This is a genomic window from Streptomyces sp. C1-1 (assembly GCF_050214755.1).
Taxonomy (GTDB): domain Bacteria; phylum Actinomycetota; class Actinomycetes; order Streptomycetales; family Streptomycetaceae; genus Streptomyces.
Genome location: NZ_CP189826.1, coordinates 8389007 through 8406353, shown reverse-complemented (window position 1 = coordinate 8406353; position 17347 = coordinate 8389007). Strand labels below are relative to the sequence as shown.

The window sequence follows — 17347 nt, the reverse complement described above, 5'->3', positions numbered from 1 at the left end:
CGCAGGTGCGGGCCGCGGCGTCGGGGATACTCGCTCCTCGTCGTCCGCACGGCCCCCCGAGGCCATGACCGCGCACTGGGAGAACACCGCATGACCGGCACCGAGGTGGACAGCCCCGGCACCACCGATCCCGGCGATTCCGCGTCCTCCACCGCCGGGGCCCGCTTCCGGGCTTGGCTGTTGGAGGGGCTGAGCGAGCAGTCGGCACGGCACCCCGGCCCGCACGCGACGCCGCGCCCCGAGCACGAGGGCCACAAGTGGTGGCGGGTGATGTGTCTCACGGGTGTCGACTACTTCTCCACGCTCGGCTACCAGCCGGGCATCGCGGCGCTCGCCGCCGGTCTCCTCTCGCCGGTCGCGACGCTGGTGCTGGTCGCGCTGACGCTGCTGGGCGCGCTGCCGGTCTACCGGCGGGTCGCGCACGAGAGCCCGCACGGCGAGGGGTCGATCGCCATGCTGGAGCGGCTGCTGTCGTGGTGGTCGGGGAAGATCTTCGTCCTGGTCCTGCTGGGCTTCGCGGCGACCGACTTCCTGATCACGATCACGCTGTCGGCCGCGGACGCCGCCGCGCACGTCGTGGAGAACCCTTTCGCCCCGCACTGGTCGGAGGGCGGCAACCTCTGGATCACGCTGGCCCTCGTCGGTGCGCTGGGCGCGGTGTTCCTCAAGGGGTTCCGGGAGGCCGTCGGGATCGCCGTGGTTCTCGTGGGGACCTATCTGGCCCTCAACGTGGTCGTCCTGGCCGTGTCCGCCTGGGAGGTGCTCAGCCACCCGGTGCGGATCGGGAACTGGACCGACGCGCTGACCGCCGCGCACTCCTCGCCGCTCGCGATGATCGGCGTGGCGCTGCTGGTGTTCCCGAAACTGGCGCTCGGCATGTCCGGCTTCGAGACCGGTGTCGCGGTGATGCCGCAGGTCGAGGGCGATCCGGCGGACACCTACGCGCAGCCGTCCGGCCGCATCCGGGAGACCCGCAGGCTGCTCACCACGGCCGCCGTGATCATGAGCTGCTTCCTGCTGCTGTCCAGTCTGGCGACGACGATCCTGATCCCGCAGAAGGACTTCAGGAGCGGCGGTCCGGCGAACGGGCGCGCGCTCGCCTACCTCGCGCACGAGCACCTCGGCCAGGCGTTCGGCACGGCATACGACATGTCGACGATCGCGATCCTGTGGTTCGCGGGGGCCTCCGCGCTGGCCGGTCTGCTGAACCTCGTGCCGCGCTATCTGCCGCGCTACGGCATGGCGCCCGAGTGGACGCGGGCCGTGCGGCCGCTGGTGCTGGTCTTCATGGTGGCCGCCGTGGGCATCACGCTGTGGTTCGACGCGAACGTGGACGCGCAGAGCGGCGCGTACGCCACCGGTGTGCTGGTGCTGATGCTGTCCGCGTCGTTCGCCTCGGCGGTCGCCGTGCACCGGCGCGGCCACCGGGCGGCGACGGCGGGCTTCGGGCTGATCACGGCAGTGTTCGCGTACACCCTGGTCACGAACGTCATCGAACGGCCGGACGGCCTCAAGATCGCGCTGATCTTCATCGTGGCGATCCTGGTGACGTCGTTCGGCTCGCGGGTGCACCGAGCGTTCGAACTGCGTGCCGCCGCGGTGACGTTCGACGAGACGGCGGCCCGGTTCGTCGAGGAGGCCGCGCGCAGTGGTCCGCTCCGGCTGATCGCGAACGAGCCGCAGGAGCACAGCACCCGGGAGTACCGCGCCAAGGAGTACGACCAGCGGGCCCACACGCACATCCCGGAGGGCGGCCCGCTGCTGTTCCTGGAGGTCTTCGTGCGCGACTCCTCCGACTTCACGTCGGACATCACCGTGCACGGCGACGAGAAGCACGGCGTGCGCAGGCTGCGCGTGCAGGGCCCGACCGTGCCCAACACGATCGCGGCCGTACTGCTGGAGCTGCGCGACCGCACCGGCGAGGTGCCCAGCGCCTACTTCAGCTGGACGGAGGGCGGCCCCGTCAGCCATCTGATCCGGTTCCTGGTGTTCGGGGACGGCGAGGTCGCCCCCGTGACCCGGGAGGTGCTCAGGCGCGCCGAGCCGGATCCGCAGCGACGACCGCACGTGCGCGTGGGCTGACTCAGCCCCTCCCGTGGCCCTTCTTCTTCCCCCGGGGCACGATCATGCTCGTCAGCAGCGCCGTGCCCGGGGCGAGCGCGCGCCAGGTGGCGCCGTGCCAGGCCAGGACGGCGATCGCCGAGGTCGGGAACTTCGTGCGCACCTCGTCCAGGGCGTCGTCGAGGCCGTCCCCTGCGAGTTCCAGGACGAGTTCCTCCAGTGCGGGGTTGTGCCCGATCAGCAGCAGCGTCTCGACCTCCGGGGACACCTCGTGCACGGCGTCCAGCAGGTCGGCCGGCTCGGCGGCGTACAGCCTGGCGTCATGCCGCACCGGCGGGGGCGTGCCCCACTGGGCCGAGGCCAGTTCCCAGGTCTGACGGGCGCGTACGGCGGTGGAGCACAGGGCGAGGTCGGGCAGGCAGTCGGCCTCGGCGAGGGCGCGCCCCGCGGCCGGGGCGTCCCGGCGGCCGCGCGGTGCGAGGGGCCGTTCGTGGTCGGGGACGCCCGCCGGCCAGGCGGACTTGGCGTGCCGCAGCACGACCAGCCGGCGCAGCGGCCCCGCGCCCATGCGCGCGATCACGCCGGGGCTCCCAGGTCGCGCGTGAGCTCGAGGCCGAGGAGCCGGTCGGCGTAGGCGTACGTCTCGAAGCGGGCGCCGTCCGGCAGGTCGGGCGAGGTCTCCACCCAGGTCAGGGTGTCGAGCACGGCGGGCGCGTCCAGGTCGTCCTCCCACGCGGCGCGCAGCCGGGCCCGGGCCTCGTCCGGGATGGGCCGGGACGGCTGCCGTGCCCAGGCGGCGACGCGGCCGCGCCATCGGGCGAGAAGGGCGCGGGCCTCGTCGAGGACTGCCGTGTCGAGGGCGGCCGGCGCGGTGCGGTCCCGGGCGAGCAGGGCGAGGCGCAGGGCGGTGGGGTCGGCGCCCTCGCCGGTGCCGTGGACCGGGGCGACGGCGACCGTGGGCCCGTCCGGCATCGCGGCCGCCTCGGCCACGACGTGGATGACCTGCGCCTCGCCGAGCCCGGAGCCCACGTCCCGGCTGTCCTCGAAGGGGCGGATGCCCAGCGCGGCGGCACCGGCCTGCAACTCGGCCCGCTCTCGCTCGCAGGTCAGCACGGACCACACGGGGGTGCCGCCGAGTTCCAGGGCTCGCACGAGCAGATCGGCGACGAGCAGGACACGCAGGGCGCCGGTGTCGGCCCCTGTCGTATGGGCCTCGACCCGGGTCAGGCCCCGGCGGGCGGGAGCGGCCTCGACGGACTCGCCGGTTCGGGCGTCGGTGATGCGCAGCACGGGGTGAGCGTAGGCGGCGGAACGGCCGGGCGCAGTCATCCGGCGCGGATTCCGGACAAGGCGGCGGCAAACGACCGTACGCGGGCCCCATTCGCCACGTCGTCCTCCGCTTTCGTCCTCCGCTGTCGTCCGAACCGACCGTGTACGGCGGGCAACTCCTGTGAAAGAGCGTCCAAACACTCGACAGGCCTCGGGTAACCGGCGGTAACTTCTGTCACGCTCCTCACCGCAACCGCTTTCCCTCCACAGGAGACACACCCCATGCGCAGACTCATCGCCTGCCTGGCCGTGGCAGCCGCCACGCTCGGCGGGCTCACCGCAGCCGCTCCCTCCGCGGCCGCCGCGGACCCCGGTTCGTTCAGCGTCCTCAGCTACAACGTGGCGGGCCTGCCCGAAAGCCTCTCCAGCGCCTCCACGCCGCGCGACACCAGCACCACCGCCATCGGCCAGCGCATCGCCCCCTACGACATCGTCCACGTCGAGGAGGACTTCAACTATCACGCGTACCTCTACGCCGCCGACACCGCGCACGCCTACCGCACCCCCACCAGCGGCGGCGCCGGCATCGGCAGCGGCCTCAACACCCTGTCCAAAATCCCGTACGACACCGACGACTTCGAGCGCGTCCACTGGAACTCCTGCCAGGTCGACTCGGGTGACTGCCTGACCCCCAAGGGCTTCACCTTCATGCGCGAGCGCCTGGCCGAGGGCGTCTACGTCGACTTCTACAACCTGCACACCAACGCGGGCACCAACGACGGCGACGAGGCCTCCCGCGCCGACAACCTCAACCAGCTCACCGCCTTCATCAAGGCCCACTCGGCGGGCAACGCCGTCGTGGTCATGGGCGACACCAACACCCGCTACACCCGTTCCGCCGACACCATCGCCGAGTTCGCCTCCGCCAACGGGCTCACGGACGCCTGGGTGCAGCTCGTACGGGGCGGCACCCCGCCCGCCAAGGGCAGCGACGCGCTGGTCTGCGACCAGTCCGGGGCCACCGTGCCCAACACCTGCGAGGTCGTCGACAAGGTCCTCTACCGCGGCAGCAAGCTCGTCTCCCTGAACGCGACGTCGTACAACAACGAGCACGCCAAGTTCCTCACCGACGCCGGGCTGATGCTCTCCGACCACGACCCGATCACCGTCGGCTTCACCTGGTCGCGCAACTCCGCCTTCCAGCTCAGCGACCAGTTCGGCGGCCCGCACGGCGACTACTACAACGACATCGACAGCGTGCCGGCCGGCGCCCGCGCCACCACCGTCGCGCTGCGCAGCGGCAGCCGCGTCGACCAGATGAGCCTCACCCTGGCCAACGGCACCACGCTCGCCCACGGCGGGACCGGCGGCACCGCGGCCTCCCTCACCCTCGGCAGCGGTGAGTACGTCACCTCGGCCCACCTCTGCCAGGACCAGTACAACGGCCACACGCGGATCTTCTACGCCAAGTACACGACCAACCTCGGCCGCACCCTGGCCGGCGGCACCACGACCTCCGACTGCGTGACCCGCACCGCCCCGAGCGGCTGGCAGATCGCGGGCTTCCACGGACGCTCCGGCGACGCGGTCGACAAGATCGGCTTCATCTACACCCAGCGGTAGGCTCGCGGTGAGCGTGGCCCGCGCGCCGGGCCACGCTCCCACCGCCCGGCAGCGGAATCATCGCGCCCCTCGCTCTGTTGTCGGCTTCGCAAGCTTTCGAAGATTGACGAGGAGACCGAGCGTGTACGGCGACCCGGCAACAGTCCGCAAGATCCTCACGGAGCTCGGCGACACCTGGGCGATCGTGGGCCTGTCGACGAACGAGAGGCGGGCCGCCCACGGCGTCGCCGACGTACTGCGGCGCTACGGCAAGCGCATCGTGCCCGTGCACCCCAAGGCGGAGACGGTGCACGGCGAGCCGGGGTACGCCTCGCTCGCCGACATCCCCTTCGACGTCGACGTCGTCGATGTCTTCGTCAACAGCGACCTCGCCGGACGGGTCGCCGACGAGGCGGCCGCCATCGGCGCCAAGGCCGTCTGGTTCCAGCTCGGCGTCGTCGACGAGGCCGCGTACGAGCGCACCCGCGCCGCCGGTCTCGACATGGTCATGGACCGCTGCCCCGCCATCGAGATCCCGCGGCTCGGCTGACGGGGGCCGGTCCGAACACCGCTGCCCACTGACAGTCCACCGTCATAATGCTCGGGTGACCTCCCTCGCACCCCGCGCCGAGCCCCCGTCCGCGCACCGCTTCCCGGTCGTGATCGTGGGCGCGGGACCCGCAGGCCTCACCGTCGGGAACATCCTGCGGGCCGCCTCGGTCGACTGCCTGGTCCTGGAGACGGAGTCGCGCGAGTTCATCGAGCGGCGGCCCCGGGCCGGCGTGCTGGAGGAGTGGGCGGTGCGCGGGCTGGAGCAACGGGGCCTGGCGGAGGGCCTGTTGGAGCGCGCGCAGCTGCACACCGCGTGCGAGTTCCGGTTCGGCGACGAACGGTACCGGCTGGACTACCACGAACTGACGAGGCATCACCACTACGTCTATCCGCAGCCGTTGCTGGTGACCGACCTCGTGCGCGAGTACGCCGACGTGCGCGGCGGCGCCATACGGTTCGGCGTGCGGGACGTACAGCTGCACGGGCTGGACTCGGACCGCCCGGCGGTGTCGTACACGGACCCCGCCACGGGCGAACGGCACCTCGTGCACTGCGACTTCGTCGCGGGCTGCGACGGGGCGCGCGGAGTGACACGTACCGTGCTGCCGCAGGGCGCCCGGATCGCCCGGCACGACTACGGCGTCGGCTGGCTGGCGCTGCTCGCCGAGGCGCCGCCGTCCAGCGACTGCGTGGTGTTCGGCGTCCATCCGCGCGGTTTCGCCGGGCACATGGCCCGCAGCCCGGAGGTCACCCGCTACTACCTCCAGTGCCCGCCCGGCGACGCCCCGGAGAACTGGTCGCACGAAAGGGTCTGGGCCGAGCTGCAGGAACGCCTGGGCGCCGCCGACCGGCCACCGCTCACCGAGGGCAGGCTGATCGAGAAGCGCGTCCTGGACATGCACAACTACGTGGTCGAACCGATGGTGTTCGGCCGGCTGTTCCTGGCCGGGGACGCGGCCCACCTCACCGCCCCCATCGCGGCGAAGGGCATGAACCTCGCCCTGCACGACGCGTTCCTGCTGGGCGACGGTCTCGTCGCGTACCTCACCAAGGGCGACGAGGCCGGGCTGGACGGCTACTCCGCGGCCTGCCTCGGCCGGGTGTGGGACTACCAGGAGTTCTCGCAGTGGCTGTCGGAGGTGTACCACGGCGCGTCCTGCGGTGACGCCTACCGAGCGGGAACCACCCTGGCCCGGCTGCGCCGCCTCTTCGAGTCGCCCGCCGCCGCGGCCTCGTTCGCCGAGCAGTACCTGGGGCGGAGCCCGGCGTCCTGACGCCGGTCAGGCCACGCCCAGGCCCTCCAGCACCACCGCTCCCGGCAGCTCCGCGAACGCCTTGCCCGGCACCAGCAGCTTGCCGCGCCGGCGTCCGCTGCCCACCAGTACGTACGGCAGGTCGACGACGGCCGAGTCCACCAGCACGGGCCAGGTCTCGGGGAGCCCGATCGGGGTGATGCCGCCGTACTCCATGCCGGTCTCCCCCGTCGCGACGTCCATGGCCGCGAAGGAGGCCTTGCGGGCGCCGAGTTGACGCCGCACCACACCGTTGACGTCGGCCCTGGTGGTGGAGAGCACCACACACGCGGCCAGGGTCGTCTCGCCCCCGCGCTTGCCCGCCACCACGACGCAGTTCGCCGACCGCTCCAGCAGCTCCTGGCCGTAGTGCTCCACGAAGACGGCGGTGTCGGCCCACTGCGGGTCGGTGTCGACGTACACGATCTGCTCCGCCGGGACGCTGCCACGCCAGTGGCGTACGGCGTCGGCGACCGGGCCGGTCAGCTCGTCGAGGGCGTCGGGGGCGGGCAGCGCGGTGTCGAAGTGTCCGATGGGTGCGTCCATGACCGCACGCTAACAGCAGTGCTCAGCGCACCGGCGGGACGGAGACGGTGAGCACGAACTCCACCGGGGCGGTTCCGGTGTTGCCGTAGCGGTGCGGGGCGTTCGCCTCGAAGGTGACGCTGGCTCCGGCCGGGACACGGTGTTCGGCGCCGTCGACGGTGACGGTCAGCTCGCCCTCGGTCACATGGGCCAGCTCGACCGTGCCGACGGGGTGCGGATCCGAGGCGCTGCCCTCGCCCGGCATCAGCCGCCACTCCCACATCTCGAGCGGGCCGGGCGCCTCGGTACCCACGAGCAGTCGGCTGTAGCTGCCCGCGTCGGTGTGCCACAGCCGTACCGCCTGGTCGGCGGGGACGATGCGGACCTTCGGGCCCTGTTCGTAGTCGAGCAGCGTGGTGACGCTCACCCCGAGCGCGTCGCCGATCTTGACGACCGTGCCGATGCTCGGGTTGGTGCGGGCCTGCTCGATCTGGATGAGCATTCCGCGGCTGACCCCGGCGCGGGCGGCGAGGGTGTCCAGCGTGAAGCCGCGCTCGTTGCGCCAGCGCTTGACGTTGCGCGCGAGGGACTGGGTCAGCAGATCGAGATCCGACACGTTCCGTCCAATGCCCTTGCCGGTCGAGGTCAATATTCTGGATGACAGGGTTCACTCCATTGAACTACGGTGGGGTGCACCCGATCGTTCACCGAACTGTACTGCGAGGCCGACCGTGACAGCACTCTTCGCCCTGGCCACCAGCCTGCTGTGGGGCCTGGCCGACTTCGGCGGCGGTCTGCTGACGCGGCGTCTGCCCGCTCTCACCGTGGTCGTCGTCTCGCAGACGATCGCCGCCGCCGTGCTCGGCGCGATCGTGGCGGCCACGGGCGGCTGGAGCGAGGCCGGCCCGCGGCTGTGGTTCGCGTTCGCGGCGGGCCTGGCCGGCCCGGTGGCGATGATCGCCTTCTACAAGGCCCTCGCCCTGGGCCCCATGGGCGTCGTCTCCCCGCTGGCCACCCTGAGCGTGGCGGTACCGGTCGGGGTGGGCCTCATCCTCGGCGAGCGTCCCGGCCTGGTGCAGGTCGCGGGGATCGCGGTGGCCGTCGCCGGGGTCGTCCTGGCGGGCGGCCCCCAGCGCGGGGGCGCGGCCGTGCAGCGGCAGGCCATCGTGCTCACCCTGATCGCGGCACTTGGCTTCGGCGCGGTGTTCGCGCTGATCGCGGAGGCCTCCACGACGGTCACCGGCCTGTTCCTCGCCCTCTTCGTGCAGCGGCTGACGAACGTGGCCGCGGGCGGCGTCGCCCTGTACGTCTCCGTGAAGCGGGGCGCCAAGGCCCTTCCCGGTGGCCGCTTCCCCTGGGCCTCCCTGCCGGCCCTCGGCTTCGTCGGACTCGCGGACGTCGCCGCGAACGGCACCTACTCGGTCGCCGCCCAGCACGGCCCCGTCACCGTGGCCGCCGTACTCGCCTCGCTCTACCCGGTGGTGACCGCCCTGGCCGCGCGCGGGGTGCTGCGCGAACGCCTGCGGGGCGTGCAGGCGGCGGGCGCCGGCCTCGCCCTGGTCGGCACGCTCCTGCTGGCGACGGGCTGAGCCGATCGTCAGGCGTCGGCGTCGAGTTCGGCGAGCCTCGCCGCCGTCTCCTCGTCCAGCGCCGAGAGCGCGCGCAGCTGCTCGGGCGTGATGTCGTCGGGCAGCGGCACCGGCGCCGGCGTCCTCAGCGGCGGCTGCCAGCCCTCGGCGGCCGTCCAGCGTCGTACGACCCGGGCGGGCGCCCCGGCGACCACGGCGTGGTCCGGCACCACACCCCGCACGACCGCCCCCGCGGCCACGACGACGTTCCGTCCGATCCGCGCGCCCGGCAGGATCACCGCGCCGGTGCCGATCCAGCAGCCCGGCCCGATCTCCACGGGCTCCATGCGCGGCCACTGCTTGCCGATGGGCTCGTGCGGATCGTCGTACGAGTGGTTCGTCGACGTCACGTACACATACGGCCCGAAGTAGCAGTCGCTGCCGATGGTGACCGTCGTGTCGGCGATGACGTGGCTGCCGCGGCCCAGGACCACGCCGTCGCCCATGCGCAGGATCGGCTCGGGGCCGAGGTCTAGGTCGGGCATGAGGCCGGCGGTGAGCGTGACCTGTTCGCCGACGATGCAGTGGGAGCCCAGGTGGATCCAGGGTTCGCCGAAGACCGTGCCGAGCGGGAAGGCCAGGCGGGTGTGGGCGCCGATCGAGCCGAAGCGGAAGCGGCCGGGGCTCTCGGCCGTCACCGAGCCCGTGCGCTGCACCCAGGCCCAGCCCGCGTGGACGACGCGCTGTGTGAGGCGACGCCGCCAGGATGAGAACGTGTTCTTGCTCTTCGGCACGGAGTCACCGTACTCAGCGCTCCGTGCGCGCATGAGGTCGTGGTCCTGTGATCTTCGCCCTACCCGGGCACGGTCCGCTCGCGCGGTTCACCCGTAGCGGATGAGGCGGCCGTGCCGGGGCGGTGATGCGATGACCGGGTGACCCTGCTCCGTCTCCTCGACCCCCGCCGCACGATCGAGCGCGTGGCGCGGCTCGGACTGTCCACCGCGGACTATGTGACGGACCGGCTGATCCGGACGGTGACGGCCGCCGTGATCGACCGTCTCGACCTCGACGACCTGGCCGCCCGCCTCGACGTGAACCGGGTCGCCGACCGGGTGGACGTGATGCGGGTCGCCGGCCGCGTCGACGTCGACGCGCTCGCGGACCAGGTCGACGTCGACCGGATCGCCGACCGGATCGACGTGAACCGGGTGGCGGCGCGGCTGGACGTGGAGGAGGTCGCGGGGCGGATCGACGTGGACCGCATCGCGGCGCGGGTCGACGTCGACCGGATCGCCGCGCGCCTGGACGTCGACGGCGTGATCGGCCGGGTCGACCTGGTGACGCTCACCAGAGCCGTGCTCGAGGAGATCGACCTGGGCCGGATCGTGCGGGAGACCAGCGGGGGGATGGCCGACGAGACGGTCGACGCGTTGCGGCTGCGGAGCGCGCGGGCCGACCGGATGGTCAACCGCGTCGCCGACCGGTTGCTGCACAGACCCGTGCCGGAGACGGCGCGGGCCGACGGCCACGGGGGGTCGCTCGGACCGGCGCCATGAGCCGGGAGAGCCGGGACCGCAGCCCGTACGGCGATGTCGCGGGCGTCGTCACCCGGTGCCTGGCCGCCCTGGTGGACGTGCTGGTGGTGGCCGGCATCGGCCTGGCCGCGCAGTTCGTGTACGCCGGGTTCCGGCTGCTCGTCACCGGGCCGCCGTTCCGCATGCCCGACCTCGCCGACTGGCTGACGGGCGTGGCCGGCTGGATCCTCGCCGTGCTGTACCTGGCCGTCAGCTGGGCCTCGACCGGAGGGACCGTGGGCGATCGGCTGATGGGGCTGCGGGTCACCGGCCGCGGCGGGCGGCTGCTCGGCGTCCCGCGGGCGTTGCTGCGGGCCGCGCTGTACCTGGTGTTCCCCGTCGGGCTGTTCTGGATCCCCTTCAGCCGGCGCCGCGCGTCGCTCCAGGACCTGGCCGTGGCCACCTCGGTCCGCTACCACCGGTTCTGACGCCGCCCTCACCCGTGCGAGGTGACGCGGCGGTCCCGGCACCCGGAGTAGGAATCGTGTAAAGGGCCGCCGCCGGCGGCCCCCGGGACGGAGGTCCAGCCATGGCCACGACGACCCCGAAACACCACCGCTCGGAAGGCGCCCTGGCCGCGGCGAGCGGCCTGACGGCCTTCGCCTGCGTGATGCTGATCATGTGCGGCATCCTCGACGTCTTCCGCGGCATCATGGCGATCGCGAACGACGACGTCTTCGTCAACACCCGCAACTACGTGTTCCAGTTCGACCTGACCAGCTGGGGCTGGATCCATCTGGCCCTCGGCGTGATCGCCGTAGGCGTCGGCATCGGACTGGCCATGACGGCGACCTGGGCGCGGGTGATGGGCGTCGCCATCGCCTCGCTGCTGATCATCGCCAACTTCCTGTCGCTCCCGTACTACCCGTTCTGGTCGATGACCATGATCGCGCTGTACGGCTTCACCATCTGGGGCCTGTGCGTGGTGGAGCGGGACCGCGAGTACTGAGAGCCGAGGACGGTGGCGCATGTCGGACGAACGAGCCGAGCGGATCGCCGACTTCATCGCCCCTCTGCGGGTGAAGCCGGGGTCGGAGGTGGACCTGTCCATCGACTTCGATCCCGGCTTCAAGGCCGGCATCAGCAGCAAGAAGGACGGGCAGGAGCTGCTGCGTACCGGTGTCACGCTGCTCGCCGACTACCAGCGGCGGCTGGCCGCCGAAGGCAGATACGGGGTGCTGATGTGTCTGCAGTCCCTGGACGCCGGCGGCAAGGACGGCACGATCCGGCACGTCATGAGCGGGGTGAACCCGCAGGGCGTCCACGTGTCGAACTTCAAGGTGCCCTCCAGCGAGGAGCTCGACCACGACTACCTGTGGCGGTATGCCCGCCGGCTCCCCCGGCGCGGGGAGATCGGCATCTTCAACCGCTCGCACTACGAGGAGGTGCTGGTGGTCCGGGTGCATCCGGAGCACCTCGACCGCCAGCGGCTCCCGGAGGGGGCCAAGCGCAAGGGCGTGTGGCGCCGGCGCTACCGGGAGATCAACGACTGGGAGCGCTATCTGCACGACAACGGCTTCAGGATCGTCAAGCTGTTCCTGAACCTGTCCAAGGAGGAGCAGCGCACCCGGTTCCTCAAACGGATCGACGTGCCCGAGCGCAACTGGAAGTTCTCCGCCGCGGACGCGCGTGAGCGGTCCTGGTGGGACGACTACCAGAGGGCGTTCTCCCGCATGCTCTCCGCCACCAGCACGAAATGGGCCCCGTGGTACGTGGTCCCCGCGGACCACAAGTGGTTCGCGCGCATCTGCGCGGCCGCGGTGCTCGCCCACACCCTGATCGACATCGATCCGCAGTACCCCGAGGTCGGCGAGAAGGCCCGGCACGAACTGTTCGTGGTGAAGGAGGAGTTGGTGGCCGCGGCACCGCCCGGCGCGGCGGCCGACCCGTACGCGGAGTCGGTCGCGGCCGAGCGGAAAGGACGTGACCGGCGATGACCTCCTCGATCTCCTCCACGGACGGGCGACGCGACGACGCCGAGCCGGCCCGCACCTGGTACGGGCGGTCGGCCGAGGCGGTGGCCGTGGCGCTCGGCGTGGACCCGGCCGTCGGCCTCACCTCGGCGCAGGCGGCCGAGCGGCTGACCCGGGACGGCCCCAACGCGCTGCCGGAGGAGCAGCCGCCGCCGTTGTGGCGGCGGGTGCTCGAGCAGTACCGCAGCTACATGCAGATGATCCTGGTCGCCGCGGCGATCGTGTCGCTGCTGATCCAGGAGTGGGCCACGGCCGTGCTCCTGCTGGTGCTGACCGTGCTCAACGCGGTCATCGGGATGCGCCAGGAGGGCAAGGCGGCCAGCGCCATGAACGCCCTGAAGTCGATGATGCAGGCGACCGCCCGGGTCCGGCGGGACGGCACGGAGACCGAGATCCCCGCCGAGCAGGTGGTGGCCGGGGACGTCGTACTGATCACCGCCGGGGACGACGTCCCCGCCGACGGCCGGCTGGTCGCGGCGAGCGCCCTGCAGATCGACGAGTCGGCACTGACCGGCGAGAGCACACCCGCCGCCAAGGACACCGAGGTGCTGCGGGGCGAGGGGCTGAGTCCCGGCGACCGGACCAACACGGCGTTCATGAACACCCCCGTCACCCACGGCAGCGGCACCATGATCGTCACCGCGACGGGGTCCGGCACCGAACTGGGCAAGATCTCGGGGATGCTGTCCGCCACCCCTCGGGAGGAGTCGCCGCTGACCAGGGAGCTCGACCGGCTGACACTGTGGATCGCGGGCGCGGCCGGGCTGACCATGATCGTGATGTTCGCCCTGGGACGCAGCCGGGGCGAGGCCTGGGACACGCTGTTCGTCAGCGCAGTCTCCCTGGCGATCGCGGCCGTTCCCGAGGCCCTGCCCACGGTGACCCAGACGATTTTGTCGCTCGGCGGACTCGACCTGGCACACCGGCACGCGATCGTGAAGGACCTGCCGTCGGTGGAGACGCTGGGCTTCACCTCGGCGATCAACTCCGACAAGACCGGCACGCTGACGCTGAACCAGATGACCGCCGTGGAGGTCGTGGACGCCTTCGACCGCTACACCGTCTCCGGCACCGGCTACGGCCTGGAGGGCAGGGTGCACCACGCCGCCGGCCGCTCGCCCGACATCGAGGACGCGATCCTGCCCTACCTGATCGCGAGCGACGCCAAGCTGGTGAACGGCCAGGTCGTGGGCGATCCCACCGAGGGCGCGCTGCTGGTCCTGGGCCACAAGGCGGGGCTCGACGTCGAGGCGACGCGCGAGCGGTTCCCGCGGCTGGCCACCCTGCCGTTCGACCCCTCGTACAAGCTGATGGCCACCTTCAACACGGCGACCGACAGCCGCGGCCGGCCCGTCGTCCGGTGCTTCGTCAAGGGCGCGGCGCCCGCGGTGATGGGACGCGCGTCCACCGCTCTCTCCGACGGCGTGCCCATCCCCTGGGACGCCGATCTCGGCAAGCGGGCGCACGCGCAGATGGAGCGGATGGAGCGGGCGGGCCGACGCGTGATGGCCGCCGCCGTCCGTGATCTGGACCCGGCCGACTTCTCGGCCGACGATCTGCTCGCCCACGTGAAGGACCTGCAGGTGGCGAGCCTGGTCGGCATGGAGGATCCACCGCGCGAGGAGTCGAAGCAGGCGGTGGCGGGCGCCCAGGCGGCCAACATCCGGGTGCGCATGGTGACCGGCGACGACGTCATCACCGGCGCCGCCATCGCCGAACAGGTCGGCATCGAGGGCGAGGCGATCCTCGGGTCCGACTTCGCCGCCCTCTCCGAGGCGGAGCGGCTGGAGCGCATCGACGGCATCGGCGTGATCGGCCGGGTCGCCCCCGAGCACAAGGTGCTGCTCGCGGACACCCTGAAGAAGAAGGGTGACGTGGTGGCGATGACCGGGGACGGGGTGAACGACGCCCCCGCCATCAAGGCCGCCGACATCGGGATCGCCATGGGTTCGGGCACCGAGGTGGCCAAGAACGCCGGACGGCTGATCCTGTCCGACGACAACTTCGCCACGATCGTCTTCGCGGTGGAGCAGGGCCGCAAGATCTACGACAACCTCACCAAGTACATCCGCTTCGTCCTGGTGCTACTGGTCGTGTTCGTCCTGACCTTCCTCGGCGCGACGCTGTTCGACATCGCGGGAGGGGAGCCGTTCACGCCGCCCCAGGTGCTGTGGATCCACTTCTTCGTCAACGCGGCCTTCGGCTTCGCCCTGGGCTTCGACCGGGTCAGTCCCGGGCTGATGGAGCGGCGGCCCCGGCCGCGCGGCGAACCGGTGATGACGAACCGTCTCATGGTCACGGTGGGCCTGGCCGGACTGGCGATCACGATCGGCCTGCTGTTGATGATCAAGCTCGGTGAGACGCGCTTCGACAGCGCGGCCGTCGGCAACTCGATCGCGTTCACGTCGTTCGCGTTCTGCCTGATCGTGGCCGCCCTGGAATGCCGCAGCGAGACCGAGACGGTGCTGACGACCTCGACCTTCGACAGCCGGCAGATGAACCGGGCGGTGTTCGGCGAGTTCGTGCTCGCCGTGCTGGCGACCCAGACGGACGTCTTCAACCGGCTGCTGGGCACCACTCCCCTCACCGTGGGGCAGTTCGGATGGGCGCTGCTGCCGGCCCTCGCCCTGCTCGGGCTGTGGGAGGCGGCCAAGGGCATCTCCCGAAGGCGCCGGCCCACGGCTCCCCTGCCGTCCGGCTGAGCCGCCCACGCCCTTGGAGGACCGCCATGCCAGGTGACGACACCAGGGCCCGCTTCGTCCCGCCGGGGCTGCGCATCCTCCTGGCCTACCGGCGGGACTGGCTGGTCAAGGACGTCGTCGCCGGAGTGGTGCTGACCACCCTGCTGGTGCCGCAGGGCATGGCCTACGCCGAGTTGGCGGGACTGCCCGCGATCACCGGTCTGTACACCTCCGTGCTCTGCCTGCTGGCCTACGCCGTCTTCGGGCCGTCGCGCATCCTGGTGCTCGGCCCGGACTCCTCCCTGGGTCCGATGATCGCGGCGACGCTCGTGCCCCTGATCGCCTCCGGCGGCGACAGCGCGCGGGCGGTGGCACTCGCCTCGATGCTCGCGCTGATGGTCGGCGCCATCACGGTCCTGGCCGGGGTGTGCCGACTGGGCTTCATCGCGGATCTCATCTCCAAGCCCACCATGATCGGCTATATGAACGGGCTGGCGCTGACCATCCTGATCGGCCAGTTGCCCAAGCTGTTCGGCTTCAAGACGGACGCCGACGGGCTGATCCGCGAGTTCGACGCCTTCGTCCGGGGGCTGGCCGACGGCAAGGCCGTGCCCGCCGCGGTGGCCGTGGGGGGCGCCGGGATCGTGCTGATCCTGGTGCTGCAACGGTGGCTGCCCAAGGTGCCGGCCGTCCTGGTCATGGTGGTGCTGTCCATCGCGGCGACCTCGGCCTTCGACCTGGGCGGACACGGGGTGAGCCTGGTCGGCGAACTGCCACGGGGATTCCCGCCGTTGACGTTCCCCGACGTCCGCCTCGACGATCTCGCCCCGCTGGGCGCCGGAGCCCTCGGCATCGCCGTGGTGTCCCTGGCGGACACCATCTCCAACGCCTCGGCCTTCGCCTCCCGCACCGGTCAACAGGTGCGCGGCAACGAGGAGATGACGGCGATCGGGGCGGCCAACATGGCCGCCGGACTGTTCCAGGGGTTCCCGGTCAGCACCAGCGGATCACGCACCGCCGTGGCCGAGCGGGCCGGCGCCCGCAGCCAGCTCACCGGCGTCGTCGGCGCGGGGCTGATCGTTCTCATGCTCGTCCTGCTGCCGGGGCTGTTCCGCAATCTGCCCCAGCCGGCCCTGGCCGCGGTGGTCATCACCGCCTCCCTCTCGCTGGCCGACCTTCCCGGGACCGCGCGCCTGTGGAAGCAGCGCAGGGCGGAGTTCATGCTGTCGATCGCGGCATTCCTCGGCGTGGCGCTGCTCGGTGTCCTCCCGGGCATCGCGGTCGCCGTCGGCCTGTCGATCCTCAACGTCTTCCGCAGGGCGTGGTGGCCGTACAACACCGTGCTGGGGCGGGTGCCGGGGCTGCCGGGCTACCACGACGTGCGGTCCTACCCCGCGGCCGAGCAGCTGCCGGGCCTGGTGATCCACCGTTTCGACGGCCCCCTGTTCTTCGCCAACGCCAAGGCCTTCCGCCACGAGGTGATGCGGCTGGCCGTCGTGGACCCGGCGCCCGTCTGGGTGGTGCTGGCGGCCGAGCCGATCACCGACGTGGACACCACGGCGGCCGACGAGCTGGAGGAGCTGGACGAGGTGCTCAACGAGCGGGGCACGAGCCTGGTGTTCGCCGAGCTCAAGGATCCGGTGCGGCGCAAGATCGAGCGCTACGAGCTGACGCGCACCATCGACCCCGCTCACTTCTTCCCGACCGTGGAGGCGGCCGTCGCGGCCTACCGTGAGCGGACGGGCGTGGAGTGGACCCCCGTCGACGACCGGCACCCGACGGGTACCGCGGCGAGCCCGCCGGCCGGCGACTGGGCCCACCCGGCGGCGCCCGAGAACACGGCCGGCACCTGACGCACCCTTCCTCGGACGGGCCCGTCGGTCAGCGCTTCGGGCTCCGTGCGGGATCGGTGCGCAAATCGCCGGGAGTGAGGGTGCCGAAGACCGTCATCAGGGTGGCGACCAGGCCGGTCCAGCCGGCCTGGTGGGCGGCCCCGATGCCGGCGTTGTCGCCGTGGAAGTACGCGTGGAAGGAGATCGGGTCCCGCCGGTGCGGATCCTGCTGGAACTTGGTCTGTCCGCCGTGGACGGGCCGGCGCCCGTCCTCGCCGCGCAGGAAGAGCCGGGTGAGCGGTCGGAGATCTCCCGGGCGACCTCGAACAGGGTCATCCGGGTGCCGGAGCCGGTCGGGCACTCGACGGTGAGCTCGTCGCCGTAGAACCCGTAGAGGTTGAGCAGGGCCCGGACGACG

Annotated in this window: 17 protein-coding genes; 11 read left to right on the top strand and 6 right to left on the bottom strand. The window is 71.9% G+C overall.

Going from position 1 to position 17347, the window contains the following annotated elements; all coding sequences use genetic code 11:
- Positions 1–90 precede the first annotated feature (90 nt).
- Positions 91–2082, top strand: coding sequence for an amino acid transporter (locus ACQF4J_RS38270; RefSeq protein ID WP_427167810.1), 1992 nt, complete (start codon positions 91–93; stop codon positions 2080–2082).
- A gap of 1 nt (position 2083) precedes the next feature.
- On the opposite strand, the gene ACQF4J_RS38265 is transcribed toward ACQF4J_RS38270, so the two are convergent.
- Positions 2084–2641: a SixA phosphatase family protein gene (locus ACQF4J_RS38265; protein ID WP_351564648.1), complete on the bottom strand. Its 558-nt coding sequence runs from the start codon at positions 2639–2641 to the stop codon at positions 2084–2086.
- Positions 2638–3390, bottom strand: a complete 753-nt coding sequence (locus ACQF4J_RS38260) for a hypothetical protein (protein WP_427167809.1) — start codon at positions 3388–3390, stop codon at positions 2638–2640. The genes ACQF4J_RS38265 and ACQF4J_RS38260 overlap by 4 nt, the downstream gene beginning before the upstream one ends.
- A 222-nt stretch (positions 3391–3612) precedes the next feature.
- Between ACQF4J_RS38260 and ACQF4J_RS38255 the strand changes: the two genes are divergently transcribed.
- The 3 genes from ACQF4J_RS38255 to ACQF4J_RS38245 all read left to right on the top strand — a co-directional run bounded on the left by ACQF4J_RS38255 (position 3613) and on the right by ACQF4J_RS38245 (position 6758).
- Entirely contained in the window at positions 3613–4953 is a 1341-nt protein-coding gene (locus ACQF4J_RS38255) for a jacalin-like lectin (protein WP_427167808.1), read from the top strand.
- Positions 4954–5074: 121 nt separating this feature from the next.
- Complete coding sequence (locus ACQF4J_RS38250; protein WP_427167807.1) at positions 5075–5482, top strand: CoA-binding protein; 408 nt, start codon at positions 5075–5077, stop codon at positions 5480–5482.
- Between the two features lie 55 nt (positions 5483–5537).
- Positions 5538–6758 carry a 4-hydroxybenzoate 3-monooxygenase gene (locus tag ACQF4J_RS38245; protein WP_427167806.1) on the top strand — a complete coding sequence of 407 codons (1221 nt, stop codon included), beginning with the start codon at positions 5538–5540 and terminating at the stop codon, positions 6756–6758.
- A gap of 6 nt (positions 6759–6764) precedes the next feature.
- Here the strand turns inward: ACQF4J_RS38245 and ACQF4J_RS38240 are convergent, their stop codons facing one another.
- Positions 6765–7322, bottom strand: coding sequence for a YbaK/EbsC family protein (locus tag ACQF4J_RS38240; protein WP_351564635.1), 558 nt, complete (start codon positions 7320–7322; stop codon positions 6765–6767).
- Between the two features lie 22 nt (positions 7323–7344).
- Entirely contained in the window at positions 7345–7917 is a 573-nt protein-coding gene (locus ACQF4J_RS38235; protein WP_351564633.1) for a helix-turn-helix domain-containing protein, read from the bottom strand.
- 115 nt (positions 7918–8032) lie between these two features.
- Between ACQF4J_RS38235 and ACQF4J_RS38230 the strand changes: the two genes are divergently transcribed.
- Entirely contained in the window at positions 8033–8890 is an 858-nt protein-coding gene (locus ACQF4J_RS38230) for a DMT family transporter (RefSeq protein WP_351564631.1), read from the top strand.
- 8 nt (positions 8891–8898) lie between these two features.
- Here ACQF4J_RS38230 and ACQF4J_RS38225 read toward each other — a convergent pair whose 3' ends face one another.
- Positions 8899–9663 carry an acyltransferase gene (locus ACQF4J_RS38225; protein WP_351564629.1) on the bottom strand — a complete coding sequence of 255 codons (765 nt, stop codon included), beginning with the start codon at positions 9661–9663 and terminating at the stop codon, positions 8899–8901.
- Between the two features lie 138 nt (positions 9664–9801).
- Here ACQF4J_RS38225 and ACQF4J_RS38220 point away from each other — a divergent pair, with 138 nt between their 5' ends.
- The 6 genes from ACQF4J_RS38220 to ACQF4J_RS38195 all read left to right on the top strand — a co-directional run bounded on the left by ACQF4J_RS38220 (position 9802) and on the right by ACQF4J_RS38195 (position 16950).
- Positions 9802–10425, top strand: a complete 624-nt coding sequence (locus ACQF4J_RS38220) for a hypothetical protein (protein WP_427167805.1) — start codon at positions 9802–9804, stop codon at positions 10423–10425.
- Positions 10422–10871, top strand: coding sequence for an RDD family protein (locus tag ACQF4J_RS38215; protein ID WP_351564624.1), 450 nt, complete (start codon positions 10422–10424; stop codon positions 10869–10871). The genes ACQF4J_RS38220 and ACQF4J_RS38215 overlap by 4 nt, the downstream gene beginning before the upstream one ends.
- A 101-nt stretch (positions 10872–10972) precedes the next feature.
- Positions 10973–11392, top strand: coding sequence for a DUF7144 family membrane protein (locus ACQF4J_RS38210; RefSeq protein ID WP_351564621.1), 420 nt, complete (start codon positions 10973–10975; stop codon positions 11390–11392).
- A gap of 19 nt (positions 11393–11411) precedes the next feature.
- Positions 11412–12380 (top strand): polyphosphate kinase 2 family protein, encoded by a 969-nt coding sequence (locus ACQF4J_RS38205; protein ID WP_351804578.1) that lies wholly within the window; start codon positions 11412–11414, stop codon positions 12378–12380.
- Positions 12377–15118, top strand: coding sequence for a cation-translocating P-type ATPase (locus ACQF4J_RS38200; RefSeq protein WP_427167804.1), 2742 nt, complete (start codon positions 12377–12379; stop codon positions 15116–15118). Before ACQF4J_RS38205 ends, ACQF4J_RS38200 begins: the two co-directional genes overlap by 4 nt.
- A gap of 26 nt (positions 15119–15144) precedes the next feature.
- Positions 15145–16950: a SulP family inorganic anion transporter gene (locus tag ACQF4J_RS38195; protein ID WP_427167802.1), complete on the top strand. Its 1806-nt coding sequence runs from the start codon at positions 15145–15147 to the stop codon at positions 16948–16950.
- Between the two features lie 28 nt (positions 16951–16978).
- Here ACQF4J_RS38195 and ACQF4J_RS38190 read toward each other — a convergent pair whose 3' ends face one another.
- Positions 16979–17290, bottom strand: coding sequence for a hypothetical protein (locus ACQF4J_RS38190; RefSeq protein ID WP_427167801.1), 312 nt, complete (start codon positions 17288–17290; stop codon positions 16979–16981).
- Between the last annotated feature and the right edge of the window lie 57 nt (positions 17291–17347).